At 53.8% G+C, this 18,494-nt stretch carries 17 protein-coding genes; 12 read left to right on the top strand and 5 right to left on the bottom strand.

All coding sequences use genetic code 11. The features are described 5' to 3' along the window. Positions 1-2: 2 nt before the first annotated feature. Positions 3-536 carry an RNA polymerase sporulation sigma factor SigK gene (gene sigK / locus DL346_RS15735; protein WP_112883002.1) on the top strand — a complete coding sequence of 178 codons (534 nt, stop codon included), beginning with the start codon at positions 3-5 and terminating at the stop codon, positions 534-536. 48 nt (positions 537-584) lie between these two features. Here sigK and DL346_RS15730 read toward each other — a convergent pair whose 3' ends face one another. Together DL346_RS15730 and DL346_RS29760 are read right to left on the bottom strand one after the other, a co-directional pair. Beyond that, complete coding sequence (locus DL346_RS15730) at positions 585-704, bottom strand: putative metal-binding motif-containing protein (RefSeq protein ID WP_112883001.1); 120 nt, start codon at positions 702-704, stop codon at positions 585-587. After that, entirely contained in the window at positions 705-1,760 is a 1,056-nt protein-coding gene (locus DL346_RS29760) for a MopE-related protein (RefSeq protein WP_121497980.1), read from the bottom strand. 164 nt (positions 1,761-1,924) lie between these two features. On the opposite strand from DL346_RS29760, the gene DL346_RS15720 reads away from it, so the two are divergent. After that, positions 1,925-2,905, top strand: a complete 981-nt coding sequence (locus tag DL346_RS15720) for an aldo/keto reductase (protein ID WP_112882999.1) — start codon at positions 1,925-1,927, stop codon at positions 2,903-2,905. Positions 2,906-3,271: 366 nt separating this feature from the next. Here DL346_RS15720 and DL346_RS15715 read toward each other — a convergent pair whose 3' ends face one another. Next, complete coding sequence (locus DL346_RS15715) at positions 3,272-4,546, bottom strand: serine hydrolase domain-containing protein (protein WP_112882998.1); 1,275 nt, start codon at positions 4,544-4,546, stop codon at positions 3,272-3,274. Between the two features lie 30 nt (positions 4,547-4,576). Then, entirely contained in the window at positions 4,577-5,476 is a 900-nt protein-coding gene (locus DL346_RS15710; protein WP_165822523.1) for a helix-turn-helix transcriptional regulator, read from the bottom strand. Positions 5,477-5,609: 133 nt separating this feature from the next. Between DL346_RS15710 and DL346_RS15705 the strand changes: the two genes are divergently transcribed. The 6 genes from DL346_RS15705 (at position 5,610) to DL346_RS15680 (ending at position 12,270) form a co-directional block, all read left to right on the top strand. Further along, a complete protein-coding gene (locus tag DL346_RS15705; protein WP_112882997.1) occupies positions 5,610-6,416 on the top strand; it encodes an SDR family NAD(P)-dependent oxidoreductase in 807 nt (268 codons plus the stop codon). After that, complete coding sequence (locus DL346_RS15700) at positions 6,413-7,186, top strand: SDR family NAD(P)-dependent oxidoreductase (protein ID WP_112882996.1); 774 nt, start codon at positions 6,413-6,415, stop codon at positions 7,184-7,186. Before DL346_RS15705 ends, DL346_RS15700 begins: the two co-directional genes overlap by 4 nt. A gap of 34 nt (positions 7,187-7,220) precedes the next feature. After that, on the top strand, positions 7,221-8,216 hold the full coding sequence (locus DL346_RS15695; protein ID WP_165822522.1) for an aldo/keto reductase: 996 nt from the start codon (positions 7,221-7,223) through the stop codon (positions 8,214-8,216). A 116-nt stretch (positions 8,217-8,332) separates the two neighbouring features. Further along, positions 8,333-10,396: a molybdopterin-containing oxidoreductase family protein gene (locus tag DL346_RS15690; RefSeq protein ID WP_240633188.1), complete on the top strand. Its 2,064-nt coding sequence runs from the start codon at positions 8,333-8,335 to the stop codon at positions 10,394-10,396. 17 nt (positions 10,397-10,413) lie between these two features. Further along, the gene (locus DL346_RS15685; RefSeq protein ID WP_112882993.1) at positions 10,414-11,286 is read left to right on the top strand and encodes a helix-turn-helix transcriptional regulator; all 873 of its coding nucleotides are present in this window, start codon (positions 10,414-10,416) and stop codon (positions 11,284-11,286) included. Between the two features lie 78 nt (positions 11,287-11,364). Beyond that, complete coding sequence (locus DL346_RS15680; RefSeq protein ID WP_206098525.1) at positions 11,365-12,270, top strand: phytanoyl-CoA dioxygenase family protein; 906 nt, start codon at positions 11,365-11,367, stop codon at positions 12,268-12,270. 23 nt (positions 12,271-12,293) lie between these two features. Here the strand turns inward: DL346_RS15680 and DL346_RS15675 are convergent, their stop codons facing one another. Beyond that, entirely contained in the window at positions 12,294-13,196 is a 903-nt protein-coding gene (locus tag DL346_RS15675; protein ID WP_112882991.1) for an AraC family transcriptional regulator, read from the bottom strand. Between the two features lie 123 nt (positions 13,197-13,319). Here DL346_RS15675 and DL346_RS15670 point away from each other — a divergent pair, with 123 nt between their 5' ends. The 4 genes from DL346_RS15670 to DL346_RS15655 all read left to right on the top strand — a co-directional run bounded on the left by DL346_RS15670 (position 13,320) and on the right by DL346_RS15655 (position 18,369). Beyond that, positions 13,320-14,384 (top strand): Gfo/Idh/MocA family protein, encoded by a 1,065-nt coding sequence (locus tag DL346_RS15670; RefSeq protein ID WP_112882990.1) that lies wholly within the window; start codon positions 13,320-13,322, stop codon positions 14,382-14,384. Positions 14,385-14,406: 22 nt separating this feature from the next. Further along, entirely contained in the window at positions 14,407-15,246 is an 840-nt protein-coding gene (locus DL346_RS15665; protein ID WP_112882989.1) for a sugar phosphate isomerase/epimerase family protein, read from the top strand. Positions 15,247-15,504: 258 nt separating this feature from the next. Then, positions 15,505-15,846, top strand: a complete 342-nt coding sequence (locus DL346_RS15660) for an ArsR/SmtB family transcription factor (protein WP_112882988.1) — start codon at positions 15,505-15,507, stop codon at positions 15,844-15,846. A gap of 15 nt (positions 15,847-15,861) precedes the next feature. Further along, a complete protein-coding gene (locus DL346_RS15655; RefSeq protein ID WP_240633186.1) occupies positions 15,862-18,369 on the top strand; it encodes a heavy metal translocating P-type ATPase in 2,508 nt (835 codons plus the stop codon). Positions 18,370-18,494 lie beyond the last annotated feature (125 nt).

Genomic DNA, 18,494 nt, shown 5'->3' with positions numbered 1-18,494 from the left:
AAATGCTGACATCGGCTTCTGTACACAATGTCAAAAAATTCGACAATACCGGCGAAGATTTGGAGGATCTCATCTCTATCGGCACGATAGGTTTGATCAAAGCGATCGAGAGCTTTCAGACCGGCAAAGGGACGAAGCTCGCGACGTTCGCGGCCCGATGTATCGAGAACGAGATTTTGATGCATTTGCGATCCCTGAAAAAGACCCGGAAGGACGTATCGCTGCACGATCCGATCGGTACCGATAAAGAGGGCAACGAAATTACGTTGATCGACATCCTCGGAACCGAAGCGGACGATGTCGCCGAGAAGGTGCAGCTGAAGATAGAAAAGAGCAAAATCTATAAAAATTTAGATATATTGGATGAACGCGAGAAGGAGGTCGTCGTCGGCCGGTTCGGCCTGATCGCAGGCGGCGAGGAGCGGACGCAGCGGGAAATCGCGAAAGAGCTTGGCATCTCGAGGAGCTATGTGTCGCGAATAGAGAAGCGGGCGCTGATGAAGCTGTACCATGAGTTCTATAAGCAGAAGAAATAAGAGAAGGGGCTGCTCCGGCATGGAGCAGCCCCTTTTCTGTCGTTTCTGCTAATCGGTCTCGTCAACCAGACCATCTTGGTCATTATCTAATCCGTCCGGAATTTCCGGAGCTCCCGGATATACCGTCGCATTGAAATCGTCCCAATCGCCGCTCTTATCTTCCGTCACTTAACCAAACGTCGGTTCAGGAGAGAAAGAAGAGTAACTGCTAAACGGATCCATACTGCCCCAGCCATCGCGATCCGCATCTGCAAAGAAGCGGTATCGAGGACTATTTTCACCATCGGATCCGTTGCAATTGTTATCAATGCCATCGTAGAGATCCTGTACGCCTGGACGTATCGAATCATTGTCGTCATTGCAATCCAGTTTGTTCGAGACATAGCCTGCCGGCTGCGTTTCGGCCCGGATGGAATCGAGAGAGTTCCCGTAGCCGTCACCGTCAGCATCCTTGTAGAATGTCGAAGTTGTAACCGACGGTGCTTCGTAGACGACAAAGTAGAAATTGGTCATCGTGCCATTGAAGCCGTTCCTCTCAATAAACATGACCGTAATATCATCATCATCTTCCCGGCCAACGGAAAAGGTACTCGTATTCGATCCTGGCGTAGCTGCGGGAGTAACAACCGTCACGAAATTTTTATCTGCGGCATTATCCAGCCGAATCGAGTAGTAGCTTCCGCCAATAAGATTCACGTTAAAATTCGTCGTTCCATATTGCACGGTGCCGTCCGCGTTTACATAACCATAAGCGTATGGGCCGGTACCGGTGCCTGGGTCGCCCTTCGGGCCTTGTGGTCCCGCCGGACCCTGAGGCCCTTGAGCGCCATCGGCACCAGCCGGCCCTTGTGGGCCTTGCTCGCCTTGGGGCCCCTGAGCTCCCTGAGCGCCATCGGCTCCGGCAGGACCGGCAGGACCGGCAGGTCCTTGTTCTCCTTGGGACCCTTGAGTCCCTTGCGCGCCATCGGCGCCAGCTAGCCCTTGCGGCCCAGGCTCGCCTGCATCGCCTTTTGGTCCTGCAATATTCCACGATAGCGGAATTTCCGATTTGCTATTACATAATGTATTGCTACTGACCACCCGGAGAACGCCTGTCTTTTTATCCTGACATGCATAAATCTTGCTTGTCGCCTCGCCTTCACCGTCAGCGTAGACAACGATACATGTAAAAATGAGAAGCAAAGCACAAGCTAATGCAACAACCGTTTTTTTGTTTAGGCTCAAAGCTGCATTCCTCCTCATATATTATATACAAATTGTATCATTTTGGTGCAGATGATACAATACGAAACATGGCTGAATCCTGAACGCTCATGCGATCTCCGAACGGCACCGTTTATGGTATACTCCCCTTAAAGCCTGAGCATATCTGGAAGGGGCAACTAACAATGAACTACCGCTATCTCGGAAACAGCGGGCTGCAAGTATCCGTCCTCGGACTCGGGACGAATGCGTTCGGCAAGCGCGCAGACGAGCAAACGTCCATCGACATCATCCATCGTGCCTTGGACAGCGGCATCAATTTCATCGATACGGCCAATATTTACGCAGGCACGGAATCGGAGCGGATCATCGGGCTGGCGCTAGCCGGGAGACGGCATGATGCGGTGCTGGCGACGAAGGCCGGATTGGTGAGGGAAGCCGGTCGCCCGAACGCAAGCGGCTCTTCGCGCCGCCATCTGATGCATGAGCTGGAGGGCAGCCTGAAACGGCTCAAGACGGATTACGTCGACCTCTATCAAATCCATACGTTCGATTCGCGCACGCCGCTGGAAGAAACGCTTCGCGCGTTGGATGACATGGTCGCTTCGGGCAAAGTCCGCTATATCGGCGCGTCCAACTATGCGGCTTGGGAGCTGATGAAGGCGCTTGGCATTAGCGAGGCAAAGGATTGGACGCGGTTCGTGTCCATGCAGGTCAGCTACTCGCTCGCGGACCGCACGCCCGAGCAGGAGCTTGTCCCGCTGTGCCTGGACCAAGGCGTCGGCATCATCCCGTATTTCCCGCTGGCTGGCGGCATCTTGACGGGGAAGTACGGCTTAACGGCGGAAGAAGCGCCGGCCGGCTCCAGAGTCGTGACCGACCCGAGCTTTGCGCGGTTCCTCGACGAAGGCAGAGTGGCGCTAAGCCGGCAGGTTAACGGGCTTGCGGCCGAAATCGGCTGCAGCCCAAGCTCGCTTTCGCTAGCGTGGCTCATGAAGCAGCCTGCCGTCTCGACGGTGATCGTCGGAGCGACAAGGACCGAGCAGCTGGAGGACAATTTGCGCAGCGCGGAAATCGAGCTTACACCGGAAGCCACTGATGCGTTGAACGACATGAGCGAGGCATTCCGGTACGGGAAGCCGTTTGCGCTTTACAGGCTGCCGTAAAGCGCAGTGTCGATAACGTCAAAGAGGGCCATCCCGGAAAGGATGGCCCTCAGCCTGTAGAGAATCCTACCATCGATTAAACAGGCGGGCTTGTCAACTTCAATATGGATAGCGTGTGCGTGGCAGCATGAGAGAGCGCCTACATGTTCTAACGGATGCTACAGTGCTTATTGGCATAAAAATAACCCTTATTAACATCTAACGGTCGCCAGAGGGGTTATTTGGCTCAAATCGGAAGAATTCGCTGCCCGAATCGCCAATTAGCGTCTCTGAGAACCGTTAGAATTTTAAAAGGGCCATTTGAGGCTAAATAGCGTGCGTGGCAACCGTTAAGCTTATGCGTTATGTCCCTTAGAATCCCTGCAACTAATCTGCAAGATTTTCTTCTTTAATAAACCCGAAAAACATCATATGGCCGTTTTCGTTCGCTGCAATCGTATACGGCTGGATCTGATCCGAGTACCTGCGGGCAAATCGCCCTTCGCCAACGGGATAAATCTCGGTGTGAAAATTGCCTGAGAATCTAGTAAAGTACAATTTCCCATTGATAAGCTCTAGTTCGATCTTATCTTTCAAATACGTACCGCAATACGTTTTAAGCAGGCTTTGGTTGACGGGGACCTCTTCATGCTTCGTCGGAACATCTGCATCTACGCCATGCAGAATGTCCGAAATCGCATTGCCCAATCTATACTGATCAATGGCTTCAATATTCGATAGAATGATGATACAAATATCTTCATCGAAATCATGCTGCACATAGGTGCTTATCCCGAGGTGATCCCCTCCATGGGAGTATCCGGACGTGCCATGCCTATGATGGTGTTCCAGTCCGTAGCAGTAGTTGGACATATTCGCGTTGAAAAATCTCGCATAGGTTTCCTGCGAAAGGATTTTTCGATCCCGCAAACAGGCGTACCATTTGTGCAAATCGCTGCAGTTCGAAACGATAGCTCCTGCACCTATGCTAAATTTCTCGTTATGATAGGGACTTCTGATGTAGGCATCAAAATCTTTCGAATAATTGGAAGCTCTATTTTTAATCGGCTTGCAGCCATCATCCACGTCGCTGTCAGCCATATCAAGCGGCAGAAAAATGTTATTTCTAATAAAATCATCGAATTTCACGCCTGATACTTGTTCAATCATCCACGCAAGCAAATTATAGTTCGAGTTATTGTAGTCATATACCGAGCCTGGCGGTCGAGTAGGCTTTCTACTAATATACCGCTGGAAGAATTCGCTTCTCGAGTAATCCTCTCTGTTATATCCGGCAAAAAAGTCATCTTTAAAATTATAGAAATTATAGAGACCGGATGTATGCGACAATAAATGATGCACAGTGATCGCCTCGTCGATCTTCATGTCGGCAGGGAGGTAGAGCTGCGCGGATTTGTCTATGTCCAGCATATGGTTGTCATGCAGGAGCATAATCGCAAATGCAGTAAACTGTTTGGAAACGGAAGCGAGGGAGAAGCAGGATGTAATATCGTTTTTAATGCCAAACTCGATATTTGCATAGCCATATGCGTTTTCAAAAAGCACTTCGCCTTTTTTGGTGACTTGAACCACGCCGTAAAAGTCCCATAATGCCAGGTAGGCGTGAATATAGGTCTCTAGATTCGATCGCAGCGCTTGCACTTCATCTCACTCCCCATTTTCAAGTTAAACTTACACCGTACGCGACAGCCTCCTAAACTGCATGGCGGACATGCCCTCCCACTTTCTGAAGACCCGGCTGAAGTAGTGAAAATCCTCATAACCGACCGCGCCGGCAATCCACTCCACCGTATGATCCGTTTCGCGCAGCAGGCGCTTGGCCTCCTGATGGCGCACGCCTTGCACGAATTTATTCGGACCGACGCCCATCATGGCTTTGAACTGCTTGCTCATATAATCCTCATGCACGAGCAAAAATTTTGCCATTTCCGCGCTTGACCACTTGCGGCTGCATTCGGTGCGGATCGCTTGGACGAGTTCGAGCAGTTTCCGCTCATGTTTGGGGTGCGGCATCTGATTGTGCTCGCTCTGATGGCGGACCAGCAGGGCAATCAGCTGCAGCATGAGCCCTTTGCAGACGCTGTCATAATCGCGGTGGCGTTCGTTCCATTCTTGGATCACATTTTCGAGCAGAGCGATGATCTTGGGGGAGACGTTGGGCAGGTGCGGTTCCGTAAAAAGAATCAGGTTGTCCGGCGTTAAATACGGCATGTCGCTGAAGGCGTCGGGGTTCGGGTTATGCTCGTCGACGATGATGGCATGGCTGGCGGCAGCGCCGTCGAAAAAGTCAAAATGGACGCCGAGCAGCTCGGCGTGCGGCTCCGTGAGCACTTCGATCCGGTGGTGCTTCCACGGCGTCAGCACGAGCAGGCTGCCTGCCCGGACAAGGAATGATTCGCCTTCGATCGCGGCCCGGATCTCGCCGTGTTTTACATATAGAAGCTCGAAATCGTAGATCCGCCGGCTCCACTTGAACTGCGGAGAGCGGAAATGCTGCCGCGCCCAATGGATGACCGGAGATAAGTCGCGAAGCGCAGCAGCTCTTAATCGCGGAAATGCAGCGTTGTCCATGGAAAACCTCACCGCCTTGCATGACGATTTCGGAAAAATCCAAAAAACGGTCACCTTTATGTAAATCTTTTCCGGATAGTGAAATGGTACCATGTAAGCGCATTCCTTTACAAGGACGAGAGGAGCGTTTGCAATGATCATCGATCTAAGCGGAAAAGTTGCCATCGTCACGGGAGCCGGCAGAGGGATTGGACGCCATATAGCGCTGACGCTGGCGAAGGAAGGCGTCATTACGGTCGGCACCGATATCAGGCAGGAGCTGATGGATGAGCTGGCGCTGGAATTCGCGGAACAGCAGCTGAACGGCGCGCAGTATTTGTGCGATGTACGGGATGCTAACAGAATCGCGGAAGTTGTGAAGGAGGTACAAAGCCGGTTCGGTCGAATAGATATTCTTGTCAACAATGCCGGCGTGGCCAGCGGCGGTACGGTGGAGACGCTCAAGGAAGAGATTTGGGACGCCAATATGGACATCAATCTGAAGGGCACCTTCCTCATGTGCCAAGCGGTCGTGCCGGTCATGAAAGCGCAGCGTTCCGGCCGCATTCTGAACGCAGCCTCGTTCGCCGCCATCGTTCCGGCATATGGCAGCGCAGCTTATGCATCCTCCAAGGCCGCCGTGAAACAGTTTACCCGCGTACTCGCAGGCGAGCTTGGCCCTTATGACGTCACCGTGAACTGCTACTCGCCGGGGATGATTCCGACGGATATGAACAGCTTTGCCAAGCAGCCCGAGGAAAGGCAGCAGCGGCTGCTCGAAACGCTGACGCTGCGGCGTTGGGGGAGCAAAGAGGACATCGCGAGCTTGATCTGCTTCCTCGCTTCCGATCTCGCCGGCTACATAACCGGCACGATGATCGACATAAGCGGCGGCAAGCTGGCGACGCAAATACCAGGCATGGCTTACGAGGCTGCGAGGAAGGATGCGCTGCAGTCATGACGGCGCCGCTGATCGCGTTTGACGGACGGACGGTCGTCGTAACAGGCGCCGCCAAAGGCATCGGCCGGGCGATTGCCATGCGGTTCCTTCAATGCGGCGCGCGGGTCGTGATTGCCGATTCGGATGAAGGCGGCCTCGATACGGCGAAGCGGCTGGCGGAACGGGAAGGCCATGCTCGTGTTCATTTTATCCGCTGCGACGTTTCCAAACGGTCCGAGATCGAGGCGCTCGTTGATGGGACGGCCAGACATTTTGGCGCGGTTGACGTGCTTGTGAACAATGCGGGCATTTTTCCGAGAGCGGACCTGCTGCAGACGGACGAGGCATTCTGGGACAACGTGCTCGGCATTAATCTGAAAGGGGCTTATTTGCTGTGCCAAGCCGTAGTCCCCGCCATGATGGAACGGGGCGGAGGCGTTATCGTCAACATCGGCTCGAATCATGCGGCGGCGGGGGAGCCGGCGACAATGGCCTATGCCGTTTCCAAAGGCGGGATCGTCACCTTGACGAAAAATTTAGCCAAGGCGCTCGCGAAGCATAACATCAGGGTCAATTGCGTGCAGCCGGGGTGGGTTGCGTCGGAGGGCGAGGTCGCAAGGTGGAAAGCAAACGGGATGGACGAGGAGCAGATTGCGGCTTTATCGGCCCGCGTGCAGACCGGCGAGGACATTGCCGATGCGGTCGTTTTCCTTGCTTCCGGCATGAGCAAGCAGATTATCGGGCAAGTGTTGGTCGTCGATGGCGGTGCCTCCGTTGGCAGGGTACAGTAAGCCGGCAAGCATGAAGAGTGGGAGGAAGAAGATCGTGAGATATCGCGTAATACCGGGAACGGAGCTGAATGCGGCCGTCATTTGCATGGGAACGGCGGGCTTCGGCGGCCATATGTCCCGAGAGGAGGCATACCGGCTGCTCGATCTCTATGTCGAGCAGGGCGGCAATTTTATCGATACGGCGCTGGTGTATGACGATTGGGTGGGGCAGGGACGAAGCTTGACCGAAATCCGGCTTGGCGAATGGCTGAAGGAGCGGGGACACCGCGAGAAGCTTATTCTCGCGACGAAGGGAGGCCATCCGGAGCTGGCGACGATGCATATCCCAAGGCTCCGGCGCCAGGATTTGAAGGATGACATCGCTCGCAGCCTTCGCCAGCTGCAGACCGAATATATCGATCTCTATTGGCTTCACCGCGACGATGCGAGCGTGCCGGTAGATGAAATTATGGAAACGCTGCACGAAGAGCTGAAGGCAGGCCGAATCCGGAGCATCGGTTGCTCGAACTGGACGGTCGAGCGGATCAAGCAGGCGCAAAGCTATGCCGCCGCGCGCGGTCTCACGCCGTTCGCGGCCAGCCAGCCGCTCTGGAACTTGGCTGTCATCACGCCGGGCGCGATCGGCGACCCGACTTTGGTCGCCATGTCGGACGCGGATCGCGGCTACTTCGCGGAGACCGGGATGACGGTCATCCCGTATTCGTCGCAGGCTAACGGTTTCTTCAGCGGCCGGTATGCCAGAGGGACGGATCCCGGCGGCGAAGGCAGCGCCTCCGCGGTACGGCGGATGTATTTCAACGACGCAAGCTTCGATCGGCTGGAGCGCGTGCAGCGGCTGGCCGAAGAGCTTGGGTCGAGCGGCACGGCTGTCGCGCTGGCGTATTTGACTTCGCAGCCGTTCCCGGTTTACCCGATTATCGGGACGACGAAGCCGGCTCACGTGCCGGAATGCTGCTCGGCAAGCGAGCTGACTCTTACGCCGGAGCAGCTGCTGTATTTGGAAACGGGCTCGTACGTTTCCGCAGTCTAACGGAAAGCCTGCATCCTGCGCGGATGCAGGCTCTTCTTGTGCTTGCGGTCCTTTTCAGGATGCCGGGCAGCCGATATAATAGACGTACGCTTGCGCGGGAAGGAGTGCTTGGCAGTATGGCATCATCGACTAGATCTTTAACTTCAACTATGGCCAATGAATCGGACGGCATTTTTCCATCGGTTTGTTCACTGGATTGCCCGGACCAATGCGGGCTTCTTGTTCATAAAGAAAACGGGCGGATCGTCCGGATCGAGGGAGATCCGGAGCATCCCGTCACGCAAGGCGCGATCTGCAACAAAGTCCGGCATATGGCGGAACGCATCAACGATAAGGAGAGGCTGCGGTACCCGCTGAAGAGGACCGGTCCCAAAGGAAGCGGCCAGTTTGAGCGGATCAGCTGGGAAGAAGCGATCGATACGATCACGGATCGCTGGAAGCGTCTGATCGAGGCGGAGGGGCCTGAGGCGATTCTTCCGTATTATTTCTACGGTAATATGGGCCGTATCGGGACGGAGGGGCTAGGCAGCCGGTTCTTCAATCGGATGGGTGCCAGCAAGCTTGCTCTATCGATCTGCCAAGCGGCGGGTATGGAAGGCTATGGCTATACGATGGGAGGCAGCATCGGAACCGATCCGGAGGAAACCGTGCACGCGAAGCTCATCATCATGTGGGGCATCAACGCGGTCAGCACGAACATGCATCAAGTGACGATAGCCGAGAAGGCGCGCAAGAACGGCGCGACGGTCGTCGTCATCGATGTCCATCGCAACCGGACGGCCAAATGGGCGGATTGGTTCATACCGATCTTGCCGGGCACGGACGCGGCGCTGGCGCTTGGCCTGATGCATATTTTGTTTGCGGAGCAGCTGACGGATGAGGCGTTCATGGCGCAGCATACCGTCGGCCGCGAACAGCTGCGCGAGCATGTAAAAACCTATACGCCGGAGTCCGTATCCGCGATCACGGGCGTGCCGGTAGATGACATCTACAAGCTGGCCCGCCTGTATGGCGGCAGCGAATCGGCGTTTATCCGCATCGGCAACGGCCCGCAGCATCACGACAACGGCGGCATGACGACGCGCGCGATCGCCTGCCTGCCCGCTGTAACGGGACATTGGCTGAAACGCGGGGGCGGCGCTATCAAAGGAAACGGCGGCTTTCTGGCGCTCAACAGGTCAGCGCTGGAGCGGCCCGACCTGCGAACGAACCGATGGGCCCGCGAAATCAATATGAATTTGATCGGCAGCGCACTGCTGGAATTGGAGCGCCCTATATCTTCGCTCTATGTGTATAACTCCAATCCGGCCATTGTGGCGCCAAGCGCAAGCAAGGTAAGAGAAGGGCTCGCGCGAGAAGACCTGTTCACGGTCGTGCATGATCTGTTCCCGACGGAAACGGCTGTTTACGCGGACATTGTACTGCCTGCGACCTCGGCATTTGAAAATACCGATTTGTACCTTTCGTATTGGCACCATTACGTTCATTTGCAGCAGCCGGTAGCGGCTCCTTACGGCGAGAGCAAATCGAATACCGAGGTATTCCGCTTGCTTGCCGCGGCCATGGGTTACGATGACGAAGCGCTGCAAGATACCGATGAGGCGATGATCGAGCAGGCGCTGAACAATCCGAACAATCCGAATCTAGCGGCGGTTTCGCTAGAGAGGCTAAAGGCAGAAGGAGCGGTCAAAGCGGACGTCAAGCCGCTATTCCCGGGTAAATTGCGCACGCCAAGCGGGCGGATCGAGCTTTACTCGGCGACGATGGAGCGCAAAGGCTATCCGCCGATGCCGACTTATACGCCGCTCGTCGATGACGGTCCGTATCCGTTCCTGTTCATTCCGACGGTAAACCATAACTTCCTGAACTCGACGTTTTCGAATAACGAGAAGCATGTCGCCATGGAGCGCACGCCGAAGCTATATATGAACAGTGCGGATGCGGCGGCCAGAGGCATCGGGAACGGCGATGCGATCCGGGTATGGAACGGCCGCGGCAGCTGCGAGCTGACGGCGGCCGTCGGCGATGACGTGCTTCCGGGCGTCGTAGTCAGCCAAGGCTTATGGTCGGATGGGAAGAGCGGCAAGGCGGTAGTAAACGCATTAACCCCGGACCGCGTGGCGGATATGGGGAAGGGAGCAACCTTCTTCTCCGGACGGGTGCAGGTTGACAAACGCTAATTAACGAGGTGGCGGCATTGAGCTTAAGGCTGGTGATGGAAGGTCGCAGCTTGCAGCCGGAGCATATTACGACAGACCGGCAGCAAGGCCGCAGAGGCATGATCGCGAAGCGGCATCAGCACCCGGTCTTTCATCTCATGTATGTGACGGAAGGAGAAGGAGTCTTTCTCGTCGACGATCGAATCAGCCGGGCAATGCCCGGCTATTTGTACGTCATCAACCCAAACGAATGGCATCAGTTTCAAGGCGATGAGCGGATCGGCCTGCATAACCTGGAATGTACGTTTCTTCTTCGCAATGAGGATAATGAGCCGGTTCCCGCCAATTTGTTCAATTGGATCGAGGAAAAGCGGGGACGGTCGATGCCGGCCGCCATCCGCGAAGGCCCGATCGAAGTGCCGGCGGCGTTGCGGCCTTTTCTGCTCGAAGGCTTCCATCGCCTGCTCGATCCGAGCAACCGGTATGTGACGGCCGAGCATTTGTCGCTCATGGTCGTGGATTTAATGCTGCGGGTCGAAGAGATCGTTTGGCGGCTGGGCGTGCTTGCGGCGGAGCCGGCTGACGGCACGGAAGCGGTGGCCGACGAAATCGCGGCCCTGCAGCAATACATGCGCTCGCACATCGGTGAGCCGCTGAAGCTGGAGCATCTGGCTCAGCTCGTGCATTGGTCGCCGAACTACTTATGCCGCGTGTTCAAGGCGCACGCCAACATGACGCCGATGGCATATTTGCAGCGGCTGCGGATGACGGAGGCGGAGAAGCTGCTGCTCTTTACCGATTTTCCCGTGTTCGAAATCGCGGAAATGCTAGGCTACGAGGACGCCTCCTATTTTGCCAGACTGTTTCGAAGACATCACGGGCGCGCGCCGAGCGAATATCGGATAATATAGTCCGCATCCGGCGTGATTTTCTACCTTCCCGCAAACTTGCCTTATCGATATGATAGAAACTGTGGATGACCAATTCGAATGCCAAAAAAGGGCGGGGATCGGAGCATGCGGTTGACGATGGAGCAAGTGATCCGGTATCAGACGGAAGGGTATTTGATTGTACCGGACGTATTTAGCGAGGCGGATTTGCAGCCTGTCATTGACGAGCTGTCGGCAGAAATCGATGCAAGAGCGCGCAAAGCATACGCGGAAGGCAAAATTACCGAGCTGCACGAACACGAGCCTTTTGAAAAGCGTTTCACGCTGCTCTGCGAGCAGAGCCGGGAGATTGGCCGCGGCTTTGACATTAACGGTTACTTGGGCGAGGCGATGTTTCGCTTCATGAGCGGCAAAGGGCTGCTTGATCTTGTCGAATGCCTGCTCGGCACGGAGATCACCTGCAATCCGATCCAGCATGTGCGGGCCAAGCACCCGGCCAAGTCGGCCGGAGAAGGCAACGATTATTTTCAAAATGTCCCTTGGCACCAGGATTGCGCCGTCACCTCCCCGGACTCGGATGCGTCCGAGATCATTACGTTCTGGCTGCCGCTCGTGGATGCGACTGCGGAAACCGGATGCATGGAGGTCATGCCTTATGTGTTTAAACAGGGGTATCTCAACCATCGCTCCGAGGGCGGCACGACGATCGTTCCCGAGCTGCTGCCGAACGTGAAACAGGTGCTGGCGGAATGCCGGAAGGGCGGGCTCGTGATCATGAACAAATATACGCCGCATCGGGGAATCTCGAACCGGTCGGATATCATCCGCTGGTCGATCGATCTTCGGTACCACAAGACCGGCGCGCCATCCGGGCGCTCCCATCATCCGTCTTTTCCGGTGAGGAGCGCGCTCGATCCCGGAAGCGAGCTTACCGATGTCACGGAGTGGCGCAGAATGTGGCGCGAAGTGAAGGAAGAGAAAGGCAAGAGCTTGCACCGCGTCTAGCGGTTTGCCTCATGAGCGGCCCCTTACAGGGGCCGCTTTGCTTTGCGGTAGGCCATCGGCACCATGCCTTTGCGTTCGCGGAAAATGCGGGCGAACGTTTTGTACGAGCCGAACCCGACCTCCAGCGCGACATCGACCACGCTGTAATCGGTGGACACGAGCAGGCTGCTTGCATGGCGCAGCCTTAGGTCATGAACGAAATGGACGAACGTTTGGCCGGTCGTCTCCTTGATAACCTCGCTGATGCGGGAGACGCTCATCCCGAAACGCTCCGACAGCTGCGACAGCGTCAGCTCTTCCCGGTAGTTGCGGTGAATGTAATGAATGATGGGCCAGACGGACGGGCTGGGTTTGGACGCAGAGGAAGGTGCTCGGAGCGGGGCTTCCATGCTGTCAAGCCCGGCTTCCGCTCCAGCCGCCGCTCTTGCTCTGCGTTCCCGGTCGAAGCGGACGAGCAGCTCTTTCAATCTCGCCTGAAGCAGCGTCAGCCGCCACGGTTCGTCGCCTGCGTATTCCTTCAACATATCGGCAGCGAGAAAACGAATCCGTTCCTGCGTTGGCCCCGTGAACGTCGTGTACGGCTCGAGCGAACTCGGTTCGATCAAGTCGGCTAAGCCGTCGCCATGGCCGGCCCCCATGAGAAGGTCCATGCTGAAGTTGCAATTATAGAGGACGAGCGTGCTGCCCGGTTCGGTGAAGATTTCATGGACCTGATACGGCTGCACGAACGTGAAGGTGCCCGGCAGCATCTCATGCTTGACGTCATTGATGCTTTCCCAGCCGCGGCCGTCGACGACGTACGAAAATTCGAGAAAATCATGGCGATGCGCCCGAAACCCCTGCTTAAGGGAGTTCAAGCTTATATGCAGCGGGAAGGCGGTATCCATGTTCGGATAGTTTTTCAAATAGTCCGGAAAAAAGGTCATGGCGATGGCGGCCTCCGAAGAAATGGGACGTTTTTCGAAATATGAGTCAAGCTTTTTTCTATCTCCTACTTTATCATAGATAGGGCAGGAGATGTGAGAATCCGGGGAGGCAGATGGATTAACATGGCTATTCGTATTGGCATCATTGGCGCAGGAAATATCGGCAGCGTTCACGCCTCGCAGTTTTCTCAGCTTGGCGAGCTCTGCCAACTAACCGCAATTACAGACGCGTTTCTGCCTCTGGCAGAGCAGCGGGCGCGGGAGTACGGCATTGCTGAGGTGATGGCGTCGCCTGAAGCGCTTATTCACAGCGATAACGTGGATGCCGTCATTATCGGCGTTCCGAATCAGTATCATGCGGAGCTGGCGATTCAGGCGATCGAAGCAGGCAAGCACGTGCTGCTGGAGAAGCCGATGGGCATTAACGCCACGGCGGCCAGACAAATTCTGAAAGCAAGCCAAGCATCCGACCGCGTCGTCATGATCGCGCACCAGATGCGCTGGGAATCCGTTCCGATGCAAATCAAAGAGCAGATCGACCGCGGCGAGCTTGGCCATATTTATACGGCCAAAACCGGCTGGTTCCGCCGCAAAGGCATCCCGGGCTGGGGCACTTGGTTCACTCGTTCGGATCAGTCCGGCGGCGGTCCGCTCATCGATATCGGCGTACATATGCTGGACTTGGCTTTATACTTGATGGGCAATCCGAAGCCGGTATCCGTCTATGGCGCGACCTACGCCGAATTCGGGCCGAAGCGCAAGGGCATCGGCACATGGGGCAAGCCGAATTGGGACGGCATCTATGACGTCGAGGATCTGGCTACGGCATTGATCAAAATGGATAACGGCAGCACGCTGTCCTTGGAAGTAAGCTGGGCCGTCCATATGGACACGGACAATACGCCTTTCGTGCATCTCATGGGGACGGAAGGCGGAGCAAGCTACCGGGGAGCAAACGGCAAGCTGCTGACCGAGAAGTTCAACAAGCCGATGGAGATTGCGCTGTCCAAACCGGAGAACGACGAGAGCGAGCGGCTGCGGCTGAGCCGTCATTTCTTGGCTTGCATTAAGGAAGGCAAGCAGCCGATTACGTCAGCTCTGTCCGGGTTTACGAACAATCTGGTACTTGACGCGATCTACGAGTCGTCCCGTACCGGTCATGAAGTGAAGCTCGACTGGAATCTATAATAAGTATAGGAGGACTGTTCCTATGTTGAAAGGGTTATCCCGCGCCGGGCTGGGTTCGATCGGAAGCGACGAGCATTTGATCGCGGCTGCCGGCAAATACGGGTTTCACACGGTCGATATCGATGCCAGAGGGCTGATCGACCGTAACGGATTGGAAGGAGCGCGGGCGCTGCTTGCGAAGTATGACGTGGCGATCGGCTCGATCGGCTTGTCCGTCGAATGGAGGAATTCGGAGGAGAAGTTCCGCGAAGGACTGAGCCGGCTGGCGGATGACGCGGCTGCCGCGGCGGCGCTGGGCTGCCGCGCTTGCTGCACGTACGTGCTGCCGGCGACGAATGACAAAGCGGCGCATTTTGCCGTGATCGCGACGCGCCGCCTGCGCACGTGCGCGCAAATTCTCGGCGCATACGGCATTCGCTTGGGGCTAGAATTTGTCGGCCCGCACCACCTGCGCACCGCTTGGGCGAATCCGTTTCTATGGACGCTCGAGGAAACGCTGGATTGGATCGCCGCGATCGGCGAGCCGAATGTCGGGCTGCTGTTCGACTCGTACCACTGGTACACGAACGGCCTGACGGTAGCCGACATCGAAGCGCTGTCGCCGGAACAAATCGTGCATGTGCACATCAATGACGCGCCGGACGTACCTGTGGAAGAAGCGCGAGACAACGGCCGTCTATACCCGGGCGAAGGCGTCATCGACTTGGCCGGGTTCCTAAGCGCGCTGAACGGTATCGGATACAAAGGCTCGGTGACGCAGGAGATTTTGGCAGCTGAACCGCCGGCTCAATCGCCGGAGGAACTGCTTGTGCGTTCGCAGCGGGCATATGACCGCGTTTATAAAGCTGCTGGTCTGGCGTAAGATAGTTTGATCAAGTAGAAGGGTCCCGCATGGATCGGCTGTGTGCCGGTTTGTGCGGGATTTTTTTGTACGTGAGATGGAGGGGGCGGGCCTGCTATGATATATTAGTGAAAGTTAATATATAAGGAGTGAGATCTTGAAGTCACTTGTTAAGGGGTGCAGTTCAGTACTGATGGGGGTTAAAATTGACGCACATATTAGGGAGTACTAATATAATTCGTATTAGTGATTGCTGATATGATGATGGAGGGCTAATAAATGGTAAAAACAAGTTATGAAGTAAAAGCCAAGTTCATTCGCGGCTTCAGTGATAAGACAAGACTCCAAATACTCGAATCCATCAAAAATAAAGAAAAAACAGTATCTCAAATTGTCGATGATCTTAATGGTAACCAGTCCAATATTTCGCAACACTTAGCTTGTCTAAAGGGCTGTGGAATTATCGTTAGCCGCCAAGAAGGAAAATACATTTATTACAGCTTGAGAAATGCAGAAATTGCCCAACTAATGGACATCATGGAGACGGTTTTTGTTCAGGTGGAAGAAGAGGTCGCTGCCTGCGAGCGAAACGATGAATTGGATTGCTGCCCGAAACATTAAAGGAGGAAACGTGCTATGAGCGAAGATAATGTAAAAAACGATTTATGTTGTGCTGATCAAAGCCGTTCCTCACCCTCAGATAAGCCTAAAGAGATGAAATTTAAGAAAAGTCTCAACTTGGTTCATGTAACTCCATCGGCATCGCCAGCGGATACTTGCTGCTCCCCCGATGACAGGCATTCAGAAAACAATGAAATCATTCCTGATGATGCAGTGGGTCATAAAACTGAATTTATCGTTTATGGGATGGATTGTTCTGCCTGCGCAAATACGATTGAAAAAGCCGTGAGACAAACGGAAGGTATTACCCAAGTCCAAGTGAACTACAGCACAGGTAAAATGAAGGTTGTAGCACTAGAGGAGGCTGTCTTCGAGAAGCTTCCGGCAACTGTTGAAAAGCTAGGCTATACGTTAGAAAAGGTAATACAAAAAGGTAATTCGCGTACCTATAGCATCGAAGGCATGGACTGCGTTTCCTGTGCGTTAACGATTGAAAATCATCTAAAATCACAACCCTCTGTAAAACATGTAAGCGTCAATTTTTCTTCAGGGAAAATGACGATCGAACACGACAATACCGTTGAAGATATCATTAAGGAAGTATCGAAGGCAGGATTTAAAGCATCCCTCGTTTCACGAAAACGATCTAGTGAAGTGAAAAAAGATAAATCCGGGACAAATCGCGTTGTTCTATCGGGAGTCTTATTGCTGATTGGAATTATCGGGTCATATACAGGCGTCTCTGAGATCATGATTAATGTCCTTTATGCAGCAGCCATTGTCTTCGGTGGTTTTAAGCCGGCAAAAAGCGCCTTTTATGCTGTGAAAAGTCGTTCGTTGGATATGAATGTACTGATGACGGCGGCGGTTCTTGGCGCTGCCGCGATTGGAGAATGGTTCGAGGGTGCTACAGTGGTATGGCTGTTCGCATTAGGTACCGTCCTTCAGGAACGGTCCATTGAAAAGACCCGGAACTCCATTCGAAGTCTGATTGATCTGGCCCCTCCCGAAGCATTTGTAAAGAACGGTCAACAGCTCGTTAGCAAGCCAGTCGAAGATATTTCGGTTGGTGAAATTATAGTCGTTAAACCGGGAGATAAAATCCCTCTTGATGGAAAAGTCATCAGCGGCGAATCCACCGTGAATCAGGCTCCAATAACGGGGGAATCCATTCCAGTAGATAAGCATCTCGGAGATTCGGTGTATGCTGGAACGATCAATGAGCATGGATCTCTAGAGATCAGAGTAACGAAGCTCTACGAAGATACGACGATTTCCAAAATCATTCACCTTGTTGAAGAGGCTCAAGAGCAAAAGGCACCAACGGAAGCCTTTGTAGACAAGTTTGCTAGAATCTATACGCCAATCGTTTTTATTTTTGCCCTATCTGTAATGTTATTCCCACCGCTCTTTATCCCAGGTACTTGGAGTGAATGGTTTTATAAAGGACTCGAACTGTTGGTTGTAGCCTGCCCTTGCGCACTCGTCATTTCCACACCAGTGGCAATTGTATCCGCAATCGGTAATGCAGCCAGGAATGGCGTTTTGATCAAAGGAGGAGCTTTCCTAGAAGTTGCAGGAAGGATAACAGCGATTGCATTCGATAAGACAGGTACTTTAACTGAGGGTAAACCCAGCGTCTCTCAAGTCATTGCTACGGGCACGACTGAAGGCGAATTATTGTCCATCGCGCATACTTTAGAAGAGTATTCCACGCATCCGATAGCGAAAGCCGTTGTGGATTATGCGAAAGCTAAAGGGTTTAAGTCCCTCAAAGGCGAGAAGTTTAGAAACATTGTCGGTAAAGGCGTAGAAGCCATAATTAGTGGCCAAGAATACTTTGCTGGGAATCACAAGCTGTTTCAGGAGTTAAACAATTCGATTGGAGAACTCGAATCACGAATCGGTATTTTACAAGAAGAAGGTCATACCATCGTGATTATTGGTACAAAAGAAAAAATACTGGGCGTGATTGCCGTTGCGGACAGCGTTCGGGAGACAACCGTTAAGGCAGTTCGCGATCTCCAGAGAGTCGGGATTAGTCAAGTTGTCATGCTTACGGGCGATAACGAAGGCACAGCGAAGAAGGTCGCCGCTCAAACGGGGGTTAATCGTTATTTCGCCGAGTTGTTACCAGAAAATAAGGCAACTGCAATTAAGCAGTTGCAAGTTGAAGGTCACTTTGCAGCAATGGTCGGCGATGGCATCAATGATGCGCCTGCTCTTGCAACGGCCAATCTAGGGGTGGCTATGGGGGGCGCTGGGACGGATACGGCCATGGAAACTGCCGACATTGTTTTAATGGCTGATAATTTAGAAAAGCTCCCTCATACGATAAAGTTAAGCCGTAGAGCCATTCGAATAATTAAACAGAACATATGGTTTTCGTTAATCATTAAGGCAGCAGCCTTGATTCTTATCTTTCCAGAGCTGCTCACATTATGGATTGCTGTAATTAGTGATACGGGAGCAGCATTGATCGTAATATTGAACAGCATGAGGTTACTAAGGGTAAAAATCTAATCCCACCCAAGTACACATTGAGTGAATATCGGTGGATTCTGAGAAAGAGTTGTCCCTGGTGCAACACTAAATAGAGGGAATAGTTCCCTCTCTATACTAACAGAAGCAGCGACGAAAGCACCCAA

Source organism: Paenibacillus montanisoli (assembly GCF_003268025.1).
In the GTDB taxonomy this organism is placed as follows: Bacteria; Bacillota; Bacilli; order Paenibacillales; family Paenibacillaceae; genus Paenibacillus_Z; species Paenibacillus_Z montanisoli.
This window is presented reverse-complemented; position numbering and strand designations above follow the sequence as displayed.